This is a genomic window from Oceanobacter sp. 3_MG-2023, from assembly GCF_030688925.1.
Classification (GTDB): domain Bacteria; phylum Pseudomonadota; class Gammaproteobacteria; order Pseudomonadales; family Oceanobacteraceae; genus Oceanobacter.
In genome coordinates this window covers 16708-39277 of sequence record NZ_JAUYVX010000019.1, presented here as the reverse complement: position 1 = coordinate 39277, position 22570 = coordinate 16708, and the positions used below count along the sequence as shown (strand labels likewise).

18 protein-coding genes are annotated in these 22570 nt (G+C 54.9%); 7 read left to right on the top strand and 11 right to left on the bottom strand.

Annotated features, from left to right (window positions below):
* Positions 1–97: 97 nt before the first annotated feature.
* The 3 genes from Q8W32_RS15575 to Q8W32_RS15565 are packed head-to-tail and all read right to left on the bottom strand — an operon-like array spanning position 98 to position 2981.
* The gene (locus Q8W32_RS15575; protein ID WP_305415580.1) at positions 98–1417 is read right to left on the bottom strand and encodes a TRAP transporter large permease; all 1320 of its coding nucleotides are present in this window, start codon (positions 1415–1417) and stop codon (positions 98–100) included.
* The gene (locus Q8W32_RS15570; protein ID WP_305415579.1) at positions 1414–1932 is read right to left on the bottom strand and encodes a TRAP transporter small permease; all 519 of its coding nucleotides are present in this window, start codon (positions 1930–1932) and stop codon (positions 1414–1416) included. The genes Q8W32_RS15575 and Q8W32_RS15570 overlap by 4 nt, the downstream gene beginning before the upstream one ends.
* Complete coding sequence (locus tag Q8W32_RS15565; RefSeq protein ID WP_303434452.1) at positions 1929–2981, bottom strand: TRAP transporter substrate-binding protein; 1053 nt, start codon at positions 2979–2981, stop codon at positions 1929–1931. The genes Q8W32_RS15570 and Q8W32_RS15565 overlap by 4 nt, the downstream gene beginning before the upstream one ends.
* A 730-nt stretch (positions 2982–3711) precedes the next feature.
* On the opposite strand from Q8W32_RS15565, the gene Q8W32_RS15560 reads away from it, so the two are divergent.
* Entirely contained in the window at positions 3712–4749 is a 1038-nt protein-coding gene (locus Q8W32_RS15560) for a helix-turn-helix domain-containing protein (protein WP_305415578.1), read from the top strand.
* A 288-nt stretch (positions 4750–5037) separates the two neighbouring features.
* On the opposite strand, the gene Q8W32_RS15555 is transcribed toward Q8W32_RS15560, so the two are convergent.
* A complete protein-coding gene (locus Q8W32_RS15555; RefSeq protein ID WP_305415577.1) occupies positions 5038–6120 on the bottom strand; it encodes a hypothetical protein in 1083 nt (360 codons plus the stop codon).
* Positions 6121–6653: 533 nt separating this feature from the next.
* On the opposite strand from Q8W32_RS15555, the gene pobA reads away from it, so the two are divergent.
* Entirely contained in the window at positions 6654–7862 is a 1209-nt protein-coding gene (gene pobA, locus Q8W32_RS15550) for a 4-hydroxybenzoate 3-monooxygenase (RefSeq protein WP_305415586.1), read from the top strand.
* A 177-nt stretch (positions 7863–8039) separates the two neighbouring features.
* On the opposite strand, the gene Q8W32_RS15545 is transcribed toward pobA, so the two are convergent.
* From Q8W32_RS15545 to Q8W32_RS15535, 3 genes are read right to left on the bottom strand one after another with little or no spacing between them, the layout of a single operon-like run.
* Positions 8040–8489: a hypothetical protein gene (locus tag Q8W32_RS15545; RefSeq protein WP_305415576.1), complete on the bottom strand. Its 450-nt coding sequence runs from the start codon at positions 8487–8489 to the stop codon at positions 8040–8042.
* Positions 8490–8526: 37 nt separating this feature from the next.
* Entirely contained in the window at positions 8527–9903 is a 1377-nt protein-coding gene (locus Q8W32_RS15540; RefSeq protein ID WP_303434448.1) for a lyase family protein, read from the bottom strand.
* 34 nt (positions 9904–9937) lie between these two features.
* Positions 9938–10309, bottom strand: coding sequence for a hypothetical protein (locus tag Q8W32_RS15535; protein ID WP_303434447.1), 372 nt, complete (start codon positions 10307–10309; stop codon positions 9938–9940).
* 192 nt (positions 10310–10501) lie between these two features.
* Here Q8W32_RS15535 and Q8W32_RS15530 point away from each other — a divergent pair, with 192 nt between their 5' ends.
* Positions 10502–11053 (top strand): flavodoxin, encoded by a 552-nt coding sequence (locus Q8W32_RS15530; protein WP_305415575.1) that lies wholly within the window; start codon positions 10502–10504, stop codon positions 11051–11053.
* Positions 11054–11129: 76 nt separating this feature from the next.
* Here Q8W32_RS15530 and Q8W32_RS15525 read toward each other — a convergent pair whose 3' ends face one another.
* The 4 genes from Q8W32_RS15525 to edd all read right to left on the bottom strand — a co-directional run bounded on the left by Q8W32_RS15525 (position 11130) and on the right by edd (position 17563).
* Entirely contained in the window at positions 11130–12566 is a 1437-nt protein-coding gene (locus Q8W32_RS15525; RefSeq protein ID WP_305415574.1) for a di-heme oxidoredictase family protein, read from the bottom strand.
* Positions 12563–14326, bottom strand: a complete 1764-nt coding sequence (locus Q8W32_RS15520) for an Ig-like domain-containing protein (protein ID WP_305415573.1) — start codon at positions 14324–14326, stop codon at positions 12563–12565. The genes Q8W32_RS15525 and Q8W32_RS15520 overlap by 4 nt, the downstream gene beginning before the upstream one ends.
* Positions 14327–14618: 292 nt before the next feature.
* Positions 14619–15674, bottom strand: a complete 1056-nt coding sequence (glk, locus tag Q8W32_RS15515; RefSeq protein ID WP_305415572.1) for a glucokinase — start codon at positions 15672–15674, stop codon at positions 14619–14621.
* A complete protein-coding gene (gene edd / locus Q8W32_RS15510; protein ID WP_303434469.1) occupies positions 15671–17563 on the bottom strand; it encodes a phosphogluconate dehydratase in 1893 nt (630 codons plus the stop codon). The genes glk and edd overlap by 4 nt, the downstream gene beginning before the upstream one ends.
* A 270-nt stretch (positions 17564–17833) precedes the next feature.
* On the opposite strand from edd, the gene Q8W32_RS15505 reads away from it, so the two are divergent.
* The 4 genes from Q8W32_RS15505 (at position 17834) to metF (ending at position 22525) form a co-directional block, all read left to right on the top strand.
* Entirely contained in the window at positions 17834–18847 is a 1014-nt protein-coding gene (locus Q8W32_RS15505) for a metalloregulator ArsR/SmtB family transcription factor (protein WP_303434442.1), read from the top strand.
* Positions 18848–18919: 72 nt separating this feature from the next.
* A complete protein-coding gene (metK, locus tag Q8W32_RS15500; RefSeq protein WP_305415571.1) occupies positions 18920–20080 on the top strand; it encodes a methionine adenosyltransferase in 1161 nt (386 codons plus the stop codon).
* Between the two features lie 122 nt (positions 20081–20202).
* Positions 20203–21582, top strand: coding sequence for an adenosylhomocysteinase (ahcY, locus tag Q8W32_RS15495; protein WP_305415570.1), 1380 nt, complete (start codon positions 20203–20205; stop codon positions 21580–21582).
* 118 nt (positions 21583–21700) lie between these two features.
* Positions 21701–22525: a methylenetetrahydrofolate reductase [NAD(P)H] gene (gene metF / locus Q8W32_RS15490; protein WP_305415569.1), complete on the top strand. Its 825-nt coding sequence runs from the start codon at positions 21701–21703 to the stop codon at positions 22523–22525.
* Positions 22526–22570 lie beyond the last annotated feature (45 nt).

The following is a 22570-nucleotide window of genomic DNA, read 5'->3' as shown; positions in this document are numbered from 1 at the left end:
ACTGGCCAACAACAAACAACCGGCATAAAAAAAGACAGTGGTGAAAAACACACACTGTCTTTTAACCAGCGGAATAACCAACAAGCAGAATCCGGTATCAGCCCAGCAAATGCACCGCCCACAAGGTGATGCCCGGGAAGATGATCATCAGAATTACCCGCAAGATATCCGAGAGCAGGAACGGAATCACGCCCTTGAATGCATCCGTCATCAGCAAATCCTTGTCGAAGGACTTGATGATAAATACGTTCATGCCTACCGGCGGCGTAATCAAACCGACTTCAACCACCACCAGCGCAATAATACCAAACCAGATGCCCAGATCTTCCGCCGGCATACCAAAATCCATCACCGCAATAATCGGGTAGTAGATCGGAATGGTCAGCAAGATCATCGCCAGGCTGTCCATAAAACAGCCCAGAATCAGATAGGTCAGCAACATGATTGTCAGTACCAGATACGGCGACAGGTCGGCAGCCAGAATCATATCGGCACCCAATGAGGGTAACTGCGTCAGCGCAATAAAAACGCTGAACAGGTCGGCACCCAACAGGATGAAAAAAATCATCGCCGTCGATACCGCCGTTTTAAGAATGCTGTCGCGAAAATCCGCCAACCGCATCTTGCCATGGGTAAAAGCCAGAATGGCCGTCAGGATCACCCCGACAGAGGCGGCTTCGGTAGGGGTAAAAATACCGGCATAAATACCGCCCAGAACAATCAGAAATATCACCGAAATATGCCAGACATCACCGGTGGAACGAAATTTCTGCGCCCACGTGGTTTTTGGCCCGGCCGGGCCGGAGTCCGGTTTCAGTCGTACATAAATCGCAATCGCCAGCATATAGCCGAACGCCGCCATAAAACCCGGAACAAAGGCCGCCAGAAACATTTTGGCGATATTTTGTTCGGTCAGTACCGAGAAGATAATCAGCACCATTGATGGCGGAATCAGAATCCCCAGGGTTCCCCCTGCCGCCAGCGCTCCGGCAGCCAGACCCGGCTGATAATTATTGGCTTTCATTTCTGGCAAGGCGACCTTGCCCATGGTGGAGGCAGTGGCCAGTGAGGAACCACAAATCGCTCCGAACGCGGCACAGCCGGAAATCGACGCCATCGCCAAACCGCCTCTTAACTGTCCGACCCAGACGTTGCAGGTACGAAACAGTTCACGGGTAATACCGGCACGGGTGGCCAGTTCGCCCATCAGCAAGAATAACGGTACCACCGACAGGTCGAAGGTGGAAAACTTGGACACCGGTACCGTGCCCATATAGTTCAGCACCGACTCCGGCCCGGCCAGCAGGCCATAACCCAGAGCGCCACAGGCCATCATCGACAGCGCGATCGGAATACGCAGCGCCATCAACACCATCAGCAATGCCATCATGGCAAAGGCCAGTTCTACATTGCTCATTTCCCGGCTCCACGTACAAAAGTGACGATACGATCAAGGCTCGTCAGGGCAATCAGGGCGGAAGACAATACGCCCGGTACAAACACAATCCAGAGCGGCAGTTCCAGAAGCATACTCTGCTCCATATACTCATAGGCATCGATACCGCCCAGCGTCAGCTGCCAGATCAGCACCAGTGATACGATCAGGAAAAACACTTCCCCCACCGTTTCCAGCAAGGCGACGGATCGCGGGGCCAGGTTATTGGTGAAAATATCCACCACCACATGGCCGTTACAACGGTGGCCTTCCGGTAAAAACAGAAAGACGGTTATACCCAGGCCAGCTTCCACCAGCTCGTAATCACCTTCGATAGCAGCACCAAACAGCGTACGACCGGTGATGCTGATCACCGTCATGGTGGCCAACATCAGCATTAAAAAACCGCCCAACAGTGCGAACTGACGGGACAGCCATGCCATACCGAGACGTACCTGTTCCAGCCAGACTGGCTGGGTCAGGGATATATCAGTCATGAGCCACTAACGACCTGCTGGTATTTTTTGATCAGGCTAACGGCTTTTTTGTACAGTGCTGTACCATTTTCGCCGTCGTCATTCATATCTTCTATCCAGTCGTCAGTCACCGGTTGCATGGTTTGCTTCCAGCGAGCCGTTTCTTCCTCTGTCAGGGTATAGAAGGGGTTGTTTTCTGCTTCAGAAGCGGCATATCCCGGCAGCTCGGCCAGGTCCATGGCATGACCCAAACGGCGGGCTTCGTTGATACCGGAGTTGTTATCGATCACCTGTTTTAAATCCGCGGGTAATTTCGCGTAGGCTTTCTTGTTCATGGTAAAGAGGAAGAACTGGGTATACAGACCGTGTTCACCCTTGATCTCGGTATGGTTGGGTGCCAACTGCTGTATTTTTAGCGGGTTAACCACCTCAAACGGCATCACCGCTACATCCACAACCCCTTTGGACAAGGCACTCGGCAGGGCTGGCACCGGCATAAATACCGGGGAACCGCCGACCAGACTGAAGGCTTCAGCCATCGCTTTGTTGGGTGCCCGCATTTTCAGGCCTTCCATATCCGCAGTGGTCTTGATCAGCACGTCACGGGAATGCAGTGCACCCGGAGCATGGGTATGAATGGCCAGCAAATGCACATCGCTCAGCTCATCCTGCATTTCTGTTTCGGCATACTCCTGCATCGCCATACTGGTTGCTTCGGCACTGGCGGGCATAAAGGGCAATTCAAACACACCAGCTTTCGAGAAACGGCCCGGAGTATAACCACCGACTGTCCAGACAATATCGGCTACGCCTTTACGGGCCTGGTCAAACAGCTGCGGCGGTTTGCCACCCAACTGCATTGCCGGATAAATATCGATTTTGATACGGCCATCGGACTCTGCCATCACCTTGTTGGCCCAGGGCACCATCATTTTTTGGTGAGCCGCGGACAACGGCGTCAGGAAGTGATGTAACTTGAAGGTAAATTCAGGTTCAGCAGCCTGGGTGTTCAAGGTTGCCATACCAGCAACGGTAAGGCTCAACGTCAGGAGCAGCTTTTTCAATTTCATTGTTTGTCACCTTGTTATTTTTATCGGGCATATCTTGCCACCAGCAAAATCATGCACCCCAGGAACTGTCTGAGGGTTTGACCGACATTTTTGTCTGGATGTAATTCATCCTTATTGGCACCAGTACACTCACTGGATCATGGCAACTGGCAGTTACTAAACAGCAACTTGATCAACGGCATCAAGCTAGCATCCCGAGCCGCCATGCAGATAATTAAATAAGCATAAGAGCCATTCATTTTTTGCATAGAGGTTATCTATCGATGGCAATTTCTTCTGTTTTTAACGTTATTAGACAACGCTTTTGATGGTACAAACCAGCCTGTCAACATCTCATAAATAGCCTTTTAATATCCCATCAACAGCCAGCAAAAAACCCGACAAACCCCCATAAACAGCCTCTTTTTAGCTTATTATGGATAAAATCCGGCTGACTCTGAGCAGCCAGCCGTGGCTCGGTCATGTTGGCCGAACAGCGTGATCAGAAGCTGTTGGCAGCACTCGCAACAGCTTCAGGCTATAGCAAAAACAAATAGCACTCGGAGAAAATTGGAATACCGGATGAGTAGCACAAGCCAAGATGTTGCAGGCATACTGGCCGACAGAAAAACAGGCGCGACTCGCGCTGCTGTGCCGATCGATGGATGCACCGGACAATCAGTATGTCATTTAAGTACCAGCAGCATGCTGACGGTATTCAGGGATTCAACCACATAGTACTAGGGGATTTATGCCTGATACATCGATGTCCCTGCCCGCTACCCTGACACTGGTTCCCTACCCGTCAGAACCGGACAATCCATCGCTGCCACGGTGGCGACTGGACAACCGTTCAGGGGCAGCTCTCTTGTTACGCCCGGGCGCGGATACTCACACCGCTGCCGTACCGGCGCTGCAGCAACACGAGTGCAAATTGTTTGGCAAACTGATGATTTCCGAGCTGCTCTTTGTTGAGCAGACCGAACTGCTCTGCCGCACCAGTGCCGACAGTTATCTGTTGTTGCTGGTGATCGAAAGTCACCCTGAAAATCCGCACAACACCAGGCAACCAGAGTCGCCAACCCATACTGGATGCTTGCTGAATCCGGGCACGGCGCTAGTGCTGGGTTATCCACCAGGCTGCCGGGTGATGACGTTATCCATTCCGGCCCCGGAGTTGCTGCAAGCCCTGGCCGCGATGGGGTATTCCCAGGATCACAATAGCAATACGGCTGACCTCACCTTGCAGCTTTCTGATACCGATGACGCCCTGCCAGAAGCGCTTTATCATATTCTGCAGGCGATGCGAGCTTCGGCCTCACGCCCGATCACTGCGGCCACCCGGCGCTGCTATGAACAGCTGTTATACGATACCCTGCTGGACAGTGTCACGATCCAGCAACAACAACCCGGACAGCCAACCATCAGCAAACACCCGCAAATTGAACAGGTACGGCAGCTGGTGATGACCCATATCACCGAAGATTTTGATCTCCGTGATATTGCTTCTGCCTGCAAGGTCAGCGTCAAAACTCTCTACAACCTGTTTAATCGGGAGTTGGGGATCACACCCTCGGTATTTATCCGCCACCGTAAACTTGAAGCCGCCTACGCCGATATCCAGCACTGCCCAGAGCACAACATCACTCATATCGCGACCCGCTACGGCTTTACCAACCTCAGTCGTTTTGCCGCTTACTTCCGCGAACAGTATGGCGAATCACCCTCTGAGACACTGCGCAAACGCCGCCAGCAAGATGCCACTGCTCCAGCGGGGGCATCTATTTAATCCGGTATTTAATCCGGAGCTCACTCTGGGCTACTGGATGGAGCTACTGACTGAATGGAGCTCTGAATGGAGCACCTGGTTCGTCAAAAACCACACGCCTTTTATCCTCACCCTACCCACAGACAGACACAAAAAAACCGGGCAAGCCCGGTTTCCTGTTGTAACAAGAGCGTGGCCACTCTTGTTTGCAGAACAACGATAACAAACACATTGACGGAGCTGTTTTTCAAACAGCGCGTCAGGCCCGGCCGGACAGCACACCACAACCGCTGCTGCCCGGCTCCGGGATCAGAACTTGTAAATGGCCATCACTTCCAGCTGCTTACCCTTCGGACGGATGTTAGGGAAAGTGCTGGTGTTGTTTAATGTACCCACGTCCTGCTTACGGAATTCAACCCCCAGATCCAGACCCTTGGTGTAGTTGTAGATCACGTTGGCATTCATGGCATTCAGCTCGCTGTCAGCGTCATCATCGACACCAATGTGGGCCATACGAATGGTGGCTTTGGTTTTTTCGTTAACCTGGTAAGCCACTGCGGCGGTATAACCGGTTTGTTGTACCAGCTTGCCATCTTCCGCATCGGAGTTTTTCCCACCATAAGCTCCTGCAACACCAAAACCGGTGTAAACGCCCAGGCCTTTACCAGTGTAAGCACTGCCGTACAGAGTGACATCACCCATACCCAGTTTACCGGCGAAAGAGAAACCACCACCAAATACGGAGTTTTCATCGTCGTTGTTGGAGCCATCACCCTGAGCGACATCACGGCCAACCGCCGCGACAGTGTAGCCGGAGCCACCTTCAAAACGTTGGGTATAAGCCGCCACCATGTCCGGGAAAGCCGCACCGGTATTCACAGGGTCTTGCAAGCTGATACGAACCGGGCCAGAGGTGTAGTGCATCACCAGGTTCGGGCGAATGGTACCGCCGTTACCACCAATCGTACCAAGACCAGGACCCCAGAAGTTAACCTGGGCAGCATCCATTGGAGCAGTTGCAAAGAAAGCACCACTCCAGGTTTGTCCCAGAGTAACCTTATCGATTTGCATATAAGCGTGACGCAAACGCCAGTCATAAGTTGAAGAGTTGAAATAACCGCCGTAAAAGTCACCCTCAATAAAGGTCGTGATTTTATGGCCATCCACAACACGCTCGGTTTTGAAATTCAGACGAGACTGACGAGCAGTCGCATCAAAAGAATTACTGACATCGTTAGCGGCATCGGCATCCGGACGGTTAAACACGCCTTCTGCCTTGATGTAACCGCCAACGCTGTAGGTGACGCCATTCATTTCAGCGACTTGTCCTGCACTGGCAGCGGATGCCAGTACGGATGATGCAATAGCCAAAGCTAATGTATGCTTCTTCATGTTTACGCCTTTATTATTTATTGTTTTCGTTCTCCAACGGTTGCTCTGCTGTCAAACAAGCGTCAGTCAATCAACCCCTCCAGTGTCGTACAGCCTTATCAGAAAGGCTGTACATATATTGAAAACACCATACGCTGCGTGTAAAAAGCCATCGAATTACCGCTTGCTGCCATAACTTTTTGAGATACCAGAGATTTTTTTCATCGATTATGGGTCACAACGGGTTACTTTTTGTTATGGCCGACAACCAGCCCGCAACAGAACCAGCCACAACCAGCCCAATAGCCATCAACCCCAGGCCACCCACACCAGCCCCTGAAAACCCCAGTAATCTCAACCCTATTCCCCAGCAATCTGAATGGGTGACGATCGAACCCAACGCAGTCAAAACCATCCTGACACACCGGACTCCTCCCCAAATGATGTCAAAAAAGTACCAGTGATAATCACTATCCTCCATTCAGGATCTGATCAGTCTTGTCCATCATGCAGCCGATACCAGACACTATTCAGTTGAGGCAAACATGAAAACTATAACGACTCAGGTAGCCATCATTGGCTCCGGCCCATCCGGTTTGCTGCTGGGCCAGCTGTTACACAAACACGGCATTGATAACGTGATTATTGACCGCGTTGATGGCGACTACATCCTTGGCCGCATTCGGGCGGGTATTCTGGAACAAGGTTTTGTTGACCTGGTACGGGAAGCCGGGGTCGCGGAACGTATGGATGCCGAAGGTCATATCCACGAAGGTTTTGAACTGTCGATGAACGGCGAGCGCACCCGCATTGACCTGAAAGGGCTGACCGGAGGCGACACGGTGATGTGTTACGGCCAGGTCGAAATTACCCGGGACTTGATTGAAGCACGTCAGGCCCTGGACTTACCGACCTACTACAACGCCAGCGACGCCACACCTCACGATGTAAAAAGCGATGCCCCCTATGTCACATTTGTACATAAGGGTGAAGAATACCGCCTCGACTGTGATTACATTGCCGGTTGCGACGGTTTTCACGGCGTATCCCGCCAGACGATTCCAGCCGAAGTCCGTACCGAGCACGAACGTGTTTACCCGTTTGGCTGGCTCGGTTTTATGGCCGATGTCCCCCCCTGTAACCACGAACTGATCTATGCCATGAGTGATCGCGGTTTTGCCCTGGCCAGTCAGCGCTCCGCCACCCGTTCACGCTATTACCTGCAAGTACCGTTAACCGACAATATCGATGACTGGAGCGACGAACGCTTCTGGACCGAGATAAAAAAACGCCTGCCCGCAGATATCGCCGCCAATATGGAAACCGGCCCGAGCATTGAAAAAAGCATCGCGCCATTACGCTCGTTTGTGTGTGAACCGATGCAATACGGCAATCTGTTTCTGGTCGGAGACGCCGCCCATATCGTGCCACCTACCGGTGCCAAAGGGCTAAACCTGGCCGCCTCCGATGTGGCCACGCTGTGCAAGATCATGGTTCGGGTTTACAAGGAAGGCGACAAGAGCTGTATCACACAGTACTCCGATATTGCCTTGCGCCGGGTCTGGAACGGTGAACGCTTCAGCTGGTGGATGACCAGCATGATGCACGATTTTGGTGACGACCTGTCCGGGGGCAACAATATGGAACCCTTGATGTACAAACGCTTTATGGAATCGGAGCTGAATTATTATCTGGGTTCAGACAATGGTCGCAAGGTCATTGCGGAGCAGTACGTGGGTTTGCCTTACGAAGACCTGAAGTAAGTAAGCCGGTGTCCCTGAATCAGGTTCAGGGACAATACCTCACTACATAACCCCACACCGAACCCCACCGTCTTGCCGGACAGGGCCATGCTTTTTATTTATGGCCCATGGTCCGGAATCCATGGGTTGTGACGGCGACCCTATGACCACCTGAGTTCCCTTCTCAACAGCTCCCTCTCAATGCCACACTTGAGCGCTAAAGAACGCGGCAAAATGCGGCCGCAGGCGGCACATTCGCCGCTCCAGTTGCGGCCATTCCAGTAGCAACAGGTCCCTGGCGGACTGCACCTGTAAACGCTGATCTACGGTAGTGGCTTGCGACCACAGCCTGGCCACCAGCTCCGTGCAGCGGCTCAGTTTGACCAGCGCCATTTCGGCTCGTCCAGCTTCCAGATAAGCGTCCACCAGATTCAGCAAGGGGGCCACGACCGCTAGCAAGGCCGGCTCTGACAACCGGGCGGCGGCATCCAGTTCCGCATAACCCAGACTCAACGCCTTATGGAAATCGTCGCAGGCTTGCTGCGGATTGCCAGCCAGCAGCGTTCGTTGTCCGGATTCAATCCAGAAAACCCAGCCGTCCGGCATATCCTGCCCAGTCACATTACGTTTACGGGATGCCCGGTTCATCGTTTTGCCCCGTCAGTGTGGCACCCGCTGTTTGTCGTCAGATGCCGCCCTGGGTCAGCTTCGCCGGATCCAGTAATCGCTCCAGCTCAGCCCGCCCCAAATTGGTTTGCTCGTCCGCCACGTCCAGTACCGGCCGTTTTTCTTTATACGCCTGCTTGGCAATCTCTGCCGCTTTCATATAACCCACAATCGGATTCAGCGCAGTCACCAGAATCGGATTACGCGCCAGCGCCTGCTGCAGATTGGCTTCGTTCACGGTAAAGGTGGCAATGGCCTTGTCGGCCAGCAAGTGTGATGCATTGGCGGCCAGCTCAATACTGCCCAGCAGATTAAACGCAATCAATGGCAGCATGACATTCAACTCAAAATTGCCAGATTGGCCACCGATGGTAATGGCAGTATCGTTGCCAATAATCTGGGCCGCCACCATGGCCGTGGCTTCGGGGATCACCGGATTGACCTTGCCCGGCATAATCGATGAACCAGGCTGCAGTGCTTCCAGTTCAATTTCTCCCAACCCTGCCAGTGGGCCAGAGTTCATCCAACGCAAGTCATTGGCGATTTTCATCAGGGCGACAGCCAGGGTTTTGATCGACGCAGAGGTTTGTACTGCCACGTCCTGCGAGCTGATCAACATAAACAGGTCCGGGCCAGGCTGGAACGGTAAACCGGTTAACTTGCTCAGTTCATGGTTAAACAACTCGGCAAATTCCGGATGCGCATTCACTCCGGTACCTACCGCGGTTCCTCCCTGCGCCAGACGCAGCAGCTGGGTCAATTGATGGTCCAGGTTCTTGCGGCAGCTGCGAATCTGCTCCGCCCAGGCCCCCAGGCTCTGGCTCAGACGTACCGGCATGGCGTCCATCAGATGGGTACGGCCGGTTTTGACGTAGCCGTCCACACTGGCGGCCTTGCTGCGTATTTCCCGGTACAGATGATCCAGCGCCGGAATCAATACATCACTGAGCGTGATTGCGGCACTGATATGAATACTGCTTGGAATAATATCGTTACTGCTCTGGCCACAATTAACGTGATCATTGGCACTCACGGTCTGGCCCAACGAGCGGCTCGCCAGCGTCGCAATCACTTCGTTGGCGTTCATATTGGTGCTGGTACCGGAGCCGGTCTGGAAGACGTCCACCGGAAAGTGAGTCATCAGAGCCTCATCGGCCAACAGTTGATCCACAGCACCTACAATCGCGGCAGCAATGTCGCTCTCCAGCAGCCCCAACTGACTGTTGGCCCGGGCTGCCGCTGACTTGGCCAACAGCAAGGAGGTGATAAAAGGCTGAGGCAGACTGCGGCCGCTGATGGGGAAGTTATTGATGGCGCGCTGGGTTTGTGCGCCCCACAGTGCCGCCTCCGGTACTTGTAACTCACCCATGCTGTCTGTAACGGTACGATAATTCATGCTGTTCTCCTTGGCTTGTAACTCAACAAAATCGTCATCCTGCAGAATATTCCAGGCTGTAGCCGGCAATGGTGCGTAACTGCCATTGCAAGCGATTAACTGAACGCCGCTGATGGGGCTTGGAGGCAATCGACGACAGGCCATTCAGTGGATGATGGCTGTAGTCCATACACAGCTGCCGCCAGTTTTCCGGCACCAGTTCATCGGCAATGGCTTCCAGCAACAAATCATATTCGCGGCGGTAAACACGCCGTTTGATGCAGTTGCAGCTACGTGGAAAAACAATTTCTTCCAGATCCAGCCAGCGCTGAATATTTCCCGGGCTGTCTGGCTCTGTGCCATATCGCACGGCATGACGCATCGAGATCAGTTCCAGGTAGTTATCCATTGCTTGTTGACTGGCCATTTACATGCTCCTGCATCCGGTTTGGACCGATAAGTTGTCGTCAGTTCTGCACTCAGCCATTGCCGGCCACCACAGAAACAAAGAATTGATGTTCAGGGTTGATTTATTAATGATAATGATTAGCATTCATTAAAACGTCAACCCGATATCGCTTATCCGGGCATTAATTTCATTCTCTGAGAGCAACACGTCATGACCAACATCCGCACCGGCATCATTTTTGGCACCGACACCGGCAACACCGAGGACATCGCACACCGCATGGCCGACCAGCTTCAGCAGTACAATATCACCGCCGAGATTTACAACATTACTGAGGCCGACCCGGAAACCTTCAGTAACTATGATCTGCTGATACTGGGTATTCCGACCTGGGACTTTGGCGGCATTCAGGCCGACTGGGATGATATGGAAGAGATCTTGCCGCAACTGGATCTGAGCCGACCGGTGGTGGCGCTTTACGGTCTCGGGGATCAGTTTGGTTATGGCGATTATTTTGTTGATGCCATGGGCTGGCTGCATAACCATCTGCAACTGTCCGGTGCCCGGTTTGCCGGTTACTGGCCAACCACAGGCTATGAATTTGACGCCTCGCTGGCGACGCTGTCAGACGGCAAGCAGTTCTGTGGCCTGGCCATTGATGAAGACCAGCAATTTGATCTCACTGACGACCGGGTCAGCCGCTGGATCAGCCAGGTGATGAGCGAATACCGCCAGCTCGCCGATGTGGCGGAAGCAGGCTAAAGCCGGCCAAGTCCGTTCACCGCCCCGGTACTCCGGATGCCATCGTCACGATGACATCCGCCGGGATGGTCGCTGGTCAGATCCCCCGCAAAAATACCAGCAGATCCTGTTGCCCGGTTTCTTGCAGTGCTTCCCAGGCTTGCCGGGCAGCCTCGGCTTCACCTCCGTGCCAGTTAATGGCTTCCACCAGCGTTTCGGCACGGCCATCATGCAAAAAACGCGAGTCGCCATTCCCTTCGATCAGCCCCAGTCCCCACAGCGGTGGAGTTTTCCACTCGCGGTCACCGGCGTCACCTTCCTTCATGCCATCACTGAGTGCTTCCCCCATATCGTGCAGCAGCAGGTCGGTATAGGCATAAATGGTTTGCTGGTTCAGCTGCTCGAACGCTGACGTATCCCCGGTGGTCAGTGTCGGCCGATGACAATCGTCACAGCCGACCTGCTCAAACAGATCGGCACCACGGTCAAACTGTGTCTGGTCGTCGATACGGCGGTCGTACACCGCCAGCAGTGTCAGAAAATCATTAATGGCGTTGAGACTATCCAGGCTGACTTCGGGGTCGCCCCCACTGGGCTGTTCGCTGCAGATCGATTGCTGATCGGTGCAGGGTTCCGCCGGATTCAGCGGCGTTGTCAGCCCCATATCCTGATGCAACGCCCCCGCGCTCTGGCCTCTCAGGGTGCATTGCACCGCTTTCCAGCCAAAACGGCCGAGACAGGCAACCCCTTCCCGCTCCAGCGAATGGGCACGGCCGGAAATACCATCCTGATCCTGATCATCCGGGTCATGCCACTGCAGGATTTGTGCTTCCGGCACCAGCTCCAGCAAACCCACACCGGTCAGTTGGGGGGACAAGCGCGGTCCCAGCTGTACGCCATCATCTAACGTGTGCTCGGCTTCCGATAGCTGAAATTGTGGCTGCCCCAGTCCAATATCCTGCCAGGTCACGCGACCTTCCGGAGCACCAACCGTGGCCGATGTTTGCAGCTGGCCACCCAAATAAGTATCGGGCTGGCCATCCAGTGTCCCCAGGCGGAACAGAATCCCATGTGACGTGGTGCCATCGTCATTCAGGCTGGCAGCACGACCAGACACCAGATGACAGTCGTCGCAGGCAGAGGCAATAAACAGCGGCCCGAGGCCATCCAGCAGAGTCCGGCTGCCCGGTGCCGCGGTCCAATCAGCGACAAACAGTTCCCGCCCCTGGGACACCGTCGGCGCGGTCGCAAGATCCAGCCCCGGAATAAACTGCAGAAATGCCAGGTCATCCTGGAAGGTCACCGTTGCCGCGCCTCCCACCGCTTGCCATTCTCGCGGCTCTTCGGTGTCCGGGTCTGTGCTTGGGTCTGGGATTGTATCGACGGGCGCTTCCGTGGTTGTGCCAGAATCCGCCGATGTTCCATCCGCTCCACAGCCACTCAGGCTGACCAGTGTCAACGTCGACAACAACAAAGTGGCCGCCCAATGGGCGGCCTCTTTGTCGGGCTGATGTTTGAAAAAGATGTTTTTCATGGCTCGACCGATGACATCACCAGAGTAGGTACACGATAGGTCCAAAGATCAATGGTGCCTTCTCCGCCGCCCAAAGAGCCCTGGAAGCTCCAGCCCCAGGAGAACACGCTGCCATCCTGACGCTGACCAATGGTGTGCAAGGCACCATTACCCAGATCCACTACATTATCGAAACCAAAAACTGATGATGATGGCTCACTGACGTCGCCATCCTGCTCCAGCCCCAAGGTGCCGAGCATGTTTTGTCCCCATGGATAGACCTGGCCGTCTTCTCGTTCGGCAAAGCTCTGGTTGCCTCCCGCCCATACCGCAACGGCATCCTCAAACCAGGGCAGTTTTTTCGGGCTGGTGATTTCTTTTGGCCAGTCCGGATCAACATTGTCATTGTCGTACAGGCCTATCTGGCTGCTGTAGTTCAGACCCCAGCCATACACGGCGCCGCTCTGGGCCACCGCCAAGACATGACCTTTACCGGCCACAACGGCTTCGATGGGTTCATCGATGCTGATTTGCGTGGGCGTTGGGTGCTCATCGGTATCTTCGGTGCCCAGTCCGAGCTGGCCATAGTTGTTCTGGCCCCAGCTCCAGACCCGCCCATCGCTATCCACCGCCAGGGAGAAGGAAGCCCCGGATGCAATCTGGATGATATTGCTGACATTCGCTTTCACCGGTACATCCCGATCTTCCGTGGTGCCGTCACCCAACTGGCCGTACCGGTTGGTGCCAAACGCCGAGACAGTGCCATCCTGATGCAAGACCAGCGTCTGGTTATAACCCCGGGTCACTGCGACCGCATCGGTGATACCGGCTACCTGCAACGGCGTTGATGCATCGTCTTCATTGAGGGTATCCGAGTCGGCCTCTCCCTGCCCCAGCTGGCCACTGCCACCATTACCCCACATCCAGATGGTCCCGTCATCGGCCAGCGCTGCTGAGGTGTTCTGCCCAAAGGCGAGGGACAGAAAGGTCGGCTCGGTGGTGATCATTACCGGAGCATACGGATGCTCATCCACATTCAGGTCAGAGCTCGGGTTGGACACAAAACCCAGCCCGGCCTGGCCGTAGTTGTTGCGGCCCCAGCTGTAGGTGCCATCGGCACGAATAGCGCCAGAGTGCGCATTACCACCAGCCACCGGTTTACCAAAATACGCCGTATGGGTTTCCACTACCTGATTACCGGCGGTGTCGGTCGCGGTGACTTCATAGTGGTTGCTGCCAGGTGTCAGCAGCAAGCGTGCCTGATATTGGCCATCGTCGGCATCCGCTGCTGCCGTGACGGTTTGATCACCCAGGGTGACACTGACGTCAGACACTGCCTGGTTATCCGTGGCATTGATACGCACCGTCGTCGTCAGCGCCTGGGTCGCATGACCATTGGATGGAAACACAAAGGACAATTCTGGTGCTTGTGTATCGAGAATCAGCGTGCGGGTGTCGCTGGTGGTATTACCGGCGGCATCGGTAACGGTGATTTCCAGCTCGTTGTCACCGTCGGTCAGCGTTAGATCGACGCTGAAGCTGTCGTTATCCAGTGTCGCAACCACATGATCGCCATTCAGCAGCACGGTGACGGCACTGACCGACTCGTTATCGCTGACATTACCTTCCAGCGTCACCGCCGCAGTCGCCACCATGGACTGATCGGCCGGGGTGATATTAAACACTTCCGGCAGCTCAGTATCCTTTGAGGAGTCAGAATCTGATCCACATCCCGCCAAGGCCAACGATGCCAGGAATACCGAGTAATACAGACGATTCATTACGCCTCTCCCTTGTTATTGAGTTATTTATCAGTACGTATAGAAAACAAATCGTACCTTTCCTTGCAATTAAATACAAATCATTATTATTTAGATTATGTTGTAGTTTTATCTGGAGAGTTGAACAGACAGGACAGCTACGCCTGACCTGAGCAGGATGCTCAGGCAGTCAGATGGGTAAATAAAAACGAGGGATAAAAAAGAGGAATAAAAAAGCGAGATCAAATTGCGCTGGGTCAGCCGCTGTCCGGTTCTGGACGTTGTGCGGCTGCCCACTATCAAGCGTCAAGCGTCAGCCATGTACTTCGCTGTTATCCAGCGCGGCGGCGGCTCCTAACAATCCGGGGTTATCGGCCACACACAGCCAGACCGGAACGTCTTCAAGATAGTGTTGAAAGCGGCCCTTGTTAATCATCGCAGCATGAAACTGGCTGGCCAAAAACAGCTCTTTGACACGAGGCAAGATGCCGCCACACAAATACACACCGCCACGGGCACCCAGCGTCAGTGCCTGATCACCCACAACCGCTCCCAATATTTCAAAAAAATGCGTCAGGGTGCGACGCCCTAACGAGTGTTCGTCTTGTTGTGCCTGCTGACTGATGCTGGCTGGAGTAGCACACTCAGCGTCAAGCCCGTGGATTTGCGCCAGTATCTGATACATGTCCAGCAATCCCTGCCCAGACAACAGGCGCTCGACCGATACCCGGCCGTAGCGTTGCTGCATGCCTTGCAGAATGGCGTATTCTGCCGCGCTGGTCGGTGCAAAGCTGACGTGACCACCTTCGCCAGACAGCGGTACCCAGCCGCCTTGTACTGGTACCAGCCCTGAGACTCCGAGGCCGGTGCCCGGGCCAATCACCAGCCGCGTGCCCTGTTCATACCAATGTCCCTCAGCCTGTGAATGACAGACTGCCGTATGGCCAATATGCACATCGACCAGATCCTGCCCCGGCACCTGCAGCATACCCAACGCCATCGCGGTAAAATCGTTGACCAGTTTGAGTTGCTGCAGGCCAAGGTGATTCATCAGTTGCTGACGATGGAATACCCAGTGATTGTTGGTCATAACAATATCGTCGTCAGTCACCGGGCAAGCCAACGCCAGACAGGCCCGATGAATACCGCTGACGCCCATCTGCCTGCTGTAGCACTGGATAGCGGCTTCGATGCCAGGAAAGTCGGCAGTTTCCAGCGTCAGGATATGGCTGAGGGTGACGCTACCGGGCTTCACCAAGGCAAAACGGGCGTTGGTGCCGCCGATATCCCCGACCAAGACATGCCCACCGGCCAGCACAGGCTCGTCGAAACCCGCCGCTGGCACCGGATAATCGGCGAACGGCTTCATGCCTCGACCTCGGAATTACGACCAGCCTCCGAACCGTTACCTTGCAGATGCTCCGGCACCTGGTCGGTGTCGGAACTAAAGCAGAATACCGTGGCACCCCGCTCGGCTTCGTTCACCTGGCTGCGCATCGGGCCAAACAGTTCACGCCCCATACCCAGCCCATGCTGCTTGACCACCGCCGGTTCGCTGGCCGGGCGCTGCAACCAGAGGTCATCCTCTGCCAGCAATAACAACTCACCGGTCGTGGCATCGAGACGAATCCGGTCGCCGTCCTGCACATGCGCCAACGGCCCGCCCAGTTGGGCTTCTGGCCAGACATGGATCGCCGCCGGGACTTTGCCGGAGGCTCCGGACATACGGCCGTCGGTCACCAGCGCCACCTTGAAGCCCTTGTCTTGCAGCGTGCCCAAAAACGGCGTCAGTTTATGCAGCTCGGGCATGCCGATGGCGTTGGGGCCCTGATAACGCACCACCGCAATAAAATCTTTCTCCAGTTCTCCGCGCTTGAAAGCCTCGGCCAGATCGTCCTGGTCGTTAAAAACAATGGCGGGAGCTTCGACCACTCGATGTGCTTCTGCTACCGCCGAGACCTTGATCACGCCACGGCCAAGGTTGCCACGCATCAGCTTCAGGCCACCATTGGCCGAGAACGGCGTCGCGGCCGGACGCAAGACCTGATCATCCAGCGAGCTGGTTGTGCCTTCGCGCCAGACCAGTTCGCCATCCTGTAAAAACGGCTCCTGGGTATAACGGGACAAACCATGGCCCATAATGGTCATCACATCGTCGTGCAAATAACCGGCTCCGAGTAACTCCCGCACGATATAACCGACACCCCCTGCGGCATGAAAATGATTGATATCAGCTTCGCCATTGGGGTAAACCCGGGCAATCAGAGGCACCACATCGGACAAATCGGAAAAGTCCTGCCAGTCAATAATCACCCCAGCTGCTGCCGCAATGGCAATGATATGCATAGTGTGATTGGTGGAACCGCCAGTGGCCAGCAAGGCCACAATGCCGTTCACCAGCGATTTTTCATCGACGATTTCATACAGCGGTGTGTAGCGACCATTGGGAGCCGTCAGGCGTACCGCTTGCTGCGCCGCATAACGGGTCAGCTGCTCACGTAATTCGGTGCCCGGATTCACAAAGGAAGAACCGGGCAAGTGCAGCCCCATGATCTCAACCATCATCTGGTTGGAGTTGGCAGTGCCGTAAAAAGTACAGGTACCGGCGCTGTGATAGGAATCGGATTCACATTGCAGCAAGGCATCACGACCGATCTTGCCCTGGGCGTATTCCTGGCGAATACGGGCTTTTTCCTTGTTCGGCAAGCCGGAAGGCATTGGCCCGGCAGGGACAAACACGGTGGGCAAATGCCCGAACCGCAACGCCCCCATTAGCAGGCCCGGAACAATCTTGTCGCATACCCCCAGATACAACGCGGCATCAAACATATTGTGCGACAGCGATACCGCTGTTGCCATGGCGATCAGATCCCGGCTGAACAACGACAGCTCCATCCCCGGCTGCCCCTGGGTCACGCCGTCACACATGGCCGGCACCCCACCTGCAAACTGGGCCACAGAGCCAAGTTCCCGAATGGCGTCACGGATCTGATCCGGGTAGCGCTCAAACGGCTGGTGCGCCGACAGCATGTCATTGTAGGCCGACACCATGGCCACATTGACCTGGTTGACCATTTTCAGTACGGCCTTGTCGTCTGTATTACAGGCGGCAAAGCCATGGGCCAGATTGCCACACGACAAGGTACCGCGATGAACGCCTTGCTCTTCGGCCGCTTTCATTTGCGCCAGGTAAGCACGACGAGTGGGTTGACTACGTTTGATAATGCGCTTGGTGACCTGCTCAACGACGGGATGCATCATGCCTCCGGAAAACGGTTCGTTAGTAAATTGTATTTGTTGTTTGCGGCTGGTCTTGCAGCCGGGAAATCTCTGCTCAGTGATTTGGTCGATCCTTTGATTAAAGCACGTTGGCGGAGCCTCAAACAGCCATGGTAGCCGCTCTCGGGCGACTGTCATCGTGCCGGATCAATACCATAGTCACAAAGCGCCCATTCCTGCCATCACAGACAGGCCATGGCCTTGATTTCTATATTGAAAAATATTGATATAGTTTTTCAAGCTGCTACTATGCCTGCCATGACACAGACCGACGTATCACCTGTTGCCGCTCCGGCCAGAAACGAACTCAATGCAGAACAGATCGCCCATGCTTGCAAAGCCCTGGGCGACCCGCTGCGACTGGCCATTGTGCAGCTGCTGGGGCGTGGTTCTTTTGGCGTACTGGAATTGTGCGAGCTGCTGGATATCAAACAGTCCAGCATGAGCCATCACCTGAAGATCCTGGCCCAGGCCCGCCTGGTCAGCAATCAACGGGAAGGCAACAGTATTTTTTATCGCCGCCCGTTACTGGCCAGTCACGACCGCTGGACCCAGTGGCTGGCGACGACGCTGGCAACGCTGGATGCACTGAACGATCCACAAGACAACGGGGTCGAACAGCGCTTGCAGCAGGTGCTGGCCAACCGGGCAGCAGCCTGCGCCGAATTTTTTGCCCGTAATGCCGCCGCGTTCAAGCAGCAGCAAGATCTGATCGCCTCCTACGACCAGTACGGAGAACCGCTGGAGCGACTGATCACGACCATGGATACACCGACCCGACGAGCACTGGAAATCGGCCCCGGTGAAGGGGCATTTTTACCCGCGCTGGCGCGTCGTTTTGACCAGGTATTGGCACTGGATATTTCGGCACCGATGCTGCAAAAAGCACAACAGCGCATCGACCAGCAGCCGCTAGACAATGTCTCCTGCCAGCTGGGAGACAGCAGTGCCATTACCGAGAGCCACCGTCATCAGTTCGACCTGGTGGTCGCCAATATGGTGCTGCATCACGTACCGGCACCCAAAACCATTTTTGCCGACGTCGCCCGCTTGTTGACCGACGATGGCTGTTTTTTGGTAACCGACCTCTGTCGGCACCAACAAGCCTGGGCACGGGAATCCTGCGGGGATCTCTGGCTCGGCTTTGAACCGGATGACCTGACCGCCTGGGCGGTTGAGTCCGGCTTGAACGAAGGCCAGAGTCAATACCTCGGCTTGCGGAACGGGTTCCAGATCCAGTTCCGGCTGTTTTATCGCGCCTGATACCCCAGGTGACACCCAATAACCCGATAACAGCAGATGCCTGCCCTGCCGTTATTTTTGAGGATTCAGAGCATGAGCGAATATTCAATTTTCACCTCCGAGTCGGTCTCTGAAGGCCATCCGGACAAAATGGCCGACCAGATTTCCGATGCCGTCCTGGACGCCATCCTGAAAGATGATCCCTATGCCCGCGTTGCCGTTGAAACCATGGTCAAGACCGGCATGGCGATTGTCGCCGGTGAAGTCCGCACCAGCACTTACGTTGATCTCGAAGACCTGATCCGTGGCGTCATTCTCGACATCGGCTACAACAGCTCCGATGTCGGTTTTGATGGTGCTTCCTGTGCTGTCATCAACGCCATTGGCAAACAGTCCGCCGACATCGCCATGGGCGTTGACGAAGGTGACAACAAAGACCTCGGGGCTGGCGATCAGGGATTGATGTTTGGTTATGCCACCAAAGAAACTCCGGTACTGATGCCTGCTGCCATTTATTACGCCCACCGTCTGGTGGAAAAACAGGCCGAACTGCGCAAAAACGGCACTCTGAGCTGGCTGCGTCCGGATGCCAAATCACAGGTCACCCTACGTTACGAAAACGGCCTGCCTGTCGCCGTCGATGCCGTGGTGTTGTCCACCCAACACGACGAAGGCATCAGCCTGGATGTACTGCGTGAAGCGGTAATGGACGAGATTCTCAAACCGGTACTGCCTGCCGAGTGGCTACACACCGACACCCTGTACCACATCAACCCGACCGGTAACTTTGTTATTGGTGGCCCGGTCGGTGACTGCGGTCTGACCGGCCGCAAGATTATCGTCGATACCTACGGCGGTGCTGCCCGTCACGGCGGCGGTGCCTTCTCCGGCAAAGACCCGTCCAAGGTTGACCGCTCAGCTGCTTATGCCGGTCGCTACGTTGCCAAAAACATCGTCGCAGCCGGACTGGCCGACAAGTGTGAGATCCAGGTGTCTTACGCTATTGGTGTCGCCGAACCGACGTCCATCGCCATCAATACCTTCGGCACCAACACCATCGCTGAAGAACGCATCGCAGAACTGGTGCGCGAACACTTTGACCTGCGCCCACAAGGCATTATCGACATGCTCGACCTGCGCCGCCCGATCTACCGCGCCACCGCGGCTTATGGTCACTTCGGTCGCGAAGAACCCAACTTCACCTGGGAAAAAACCGACAAGGCCGCCACGCTAAAAGCCGCCGCCGGTCTGTAATTTTTCTTTCCGTGGCAGACGCTTCTGCGCTGCCTGCGGAACACAATCTGATCATTCAACAAAGGTCAGCCGCATCGATGCATCGACGCTGATCTTTGTCGTCCACCACCAGAGGACCACTCATGAGCTTTACTGATTACCAAGTTGCCGATATCACCCTGGCTGACTGGGGCCGCAAAGAAATCCAGATCGCCGAAGGCGAAATGCCTGCGCTGATGGCGTTACGTCGCAAATACAAAGAAGCCCAGCCATTGGCCGGTGCGAAGATCATGGGCTGTATTCACATGACCATTCAGACCGCCGTGCTGATCGAAACCCTGATCGATCTGGGTGCCGAAGTACGCTGGTCTTCCTGCAATATTTTCTCAACCCAGGATCACGCCGCTGCCGCTATTGCTGCCGCCGACATCCCGGTATTCGCCTGGAAAGGGGAAACTGAAGAAGAATTCCTCTGGTGCATCAAGCAAACCATTCTGGCTGGCAAAGACAGCGGCCAGCCATGGGATGCCAATATGATTCTGGACGATGGCGGCGACCTGACCGCAATGGTACACAGCGACTTCCCGCAACTGCTGGACGCAATTCATGGCATCTCGGAAGAAACCACCACCGGTGTTCACCGTTTGCTGGAGATGCTGGACAAGGGCGAACTGAAAGTCCCGGCCATCAACGTCAACGATTCGGTCACCAAATCCAAGAACGATAACAAATACGGCTGTCGTCATTCCCTCAACGATGCCATCAAACGCGGCACCGACCACTTGCTCAGCGGCAAAAAAGCGCTGGTGATTGGTTACGGCGATGTGGGCAAAGGCTCTGCGGCATCCCTGCGTCAGGAAGGCATGATCGTCAAGGTGTCTGAAGTTGACCCGATCTGTGCCATGCAAGCCTGCATGGACGGCTTTGAAGTCGTCTCGCCATACATTGACGGCAACAACACCGGTGAACTGGACTGTGTTGACGGCGACCTGCTGGGCAAAACCGACCTGATCGTTACCACCACTGGTAACGTCAACGTGTGTGACAAAAACATGCTGCAAAAACTGAAGCGCAGCGCCGTCGTTTGCAACATTGGTCACTTCGACAACGAGATCGACACCGCCTATATGCGCGACAACTGGGAATGGGACGAAATCAAACCCCAGGTACACAAGGTCTACCGCGACAAAGCCAGTGATGACCACTTGATTCTGTTATCAGAAGGCCGTCTGGTGAACCTCGGCAACGCAACCGGACACCCATCCCGCATCATGGATGGCTCCTTCGCCAACCAGGTACTGGCTCAGATCTATCTGTTTGAACGCAAGTTCGCCGACCTGATGGAAGCTGAAAAAGCCGAAAGCGTCTACGTGAAAGTGCTGCCGAAAAAACTCGACGAAGAAGTCGCCAAAGACATGGTTGAAGGTTTTGGTGGGGTGATTACCCGACTGACCGACACCCAGGCATCCTATATCAATGTCAAAGCCGATGGCCCTTACAAGCCAGAGTCTTACAAGTACTAAGACCAGACGCTGGACAGCGGAGGCCTGATCCTAATCGTGATCGGCCCCGCTCTCTGCCACAACCCGCCGTCTGAGATAACCACTCACATTATGGAGCGTCTGACGTCAGGCGAATAACATGACCACCCTGAGTTTCGAATTCTTCCCGACCAAAACTGCGGAAGGCACCCGTAAACTGCTGGCCGTTCAAGAACAACTGGCCCAGGCCAACCCGGAATTTTTCTCCGTTACCTACGGTGCCGGTGGTTCAACCCGTGACCGCACCCTGGCAATCGTTGAAGCTATCCAGCAAACCGGCGCCGCCGCCACTCCGCATTTATCTTGCGTTGGGGATTCCGTCGCATCACTCCGCGACCTGTTACAGATCTACAAGGATATGGGCATTCGCCGCATCGTCACCCTGCGAGGCGACCTGCCATCCGGTGCCGGACTGGCCAGCAGCGAATTACGCTACGCCAATGAACTGGTCGAATTTATCCGCAAGGAAACCGGCAACTGGTTCACTCTGGATGTGGCCGCTTACCCGGAAAAACACCCCCAGTCCCGCTCATTTGAAGACGACCTGAAAAACTTCGTCCGCAAGGTCGAGGCTGGAGCCGATAACGCCATCACCCAATACTTCTTCAATGCCGACAGCTACTTCTGGTTTGTTGACCGGGTACGCGCCATGGGTGTCGATATTCCAATTATTCCGGGCATTATGCCGATCACCAACTACACCAAACTGGCACGTTTTTCCGACAGTTGTGGCGCTGAACTGCCCCGCTGGATCCGTAAACAACTGGAAGCCTACGGCGATGACAGCGACAGCATTCGGCAATTTGGTACCGAGGTCGTCACCCAGATGTGCGAACGCCTGTTAGCTGGTGGTGCACCCGGCCTGCATTTCTATACACTGAACCAGGCCGAACCGAGCTTGAAGGTGTGGGAGAATCTCTCTTAGATACCTTAAGGACAGGCTCAATAAACAGCCTGTCTTTTCTCCATG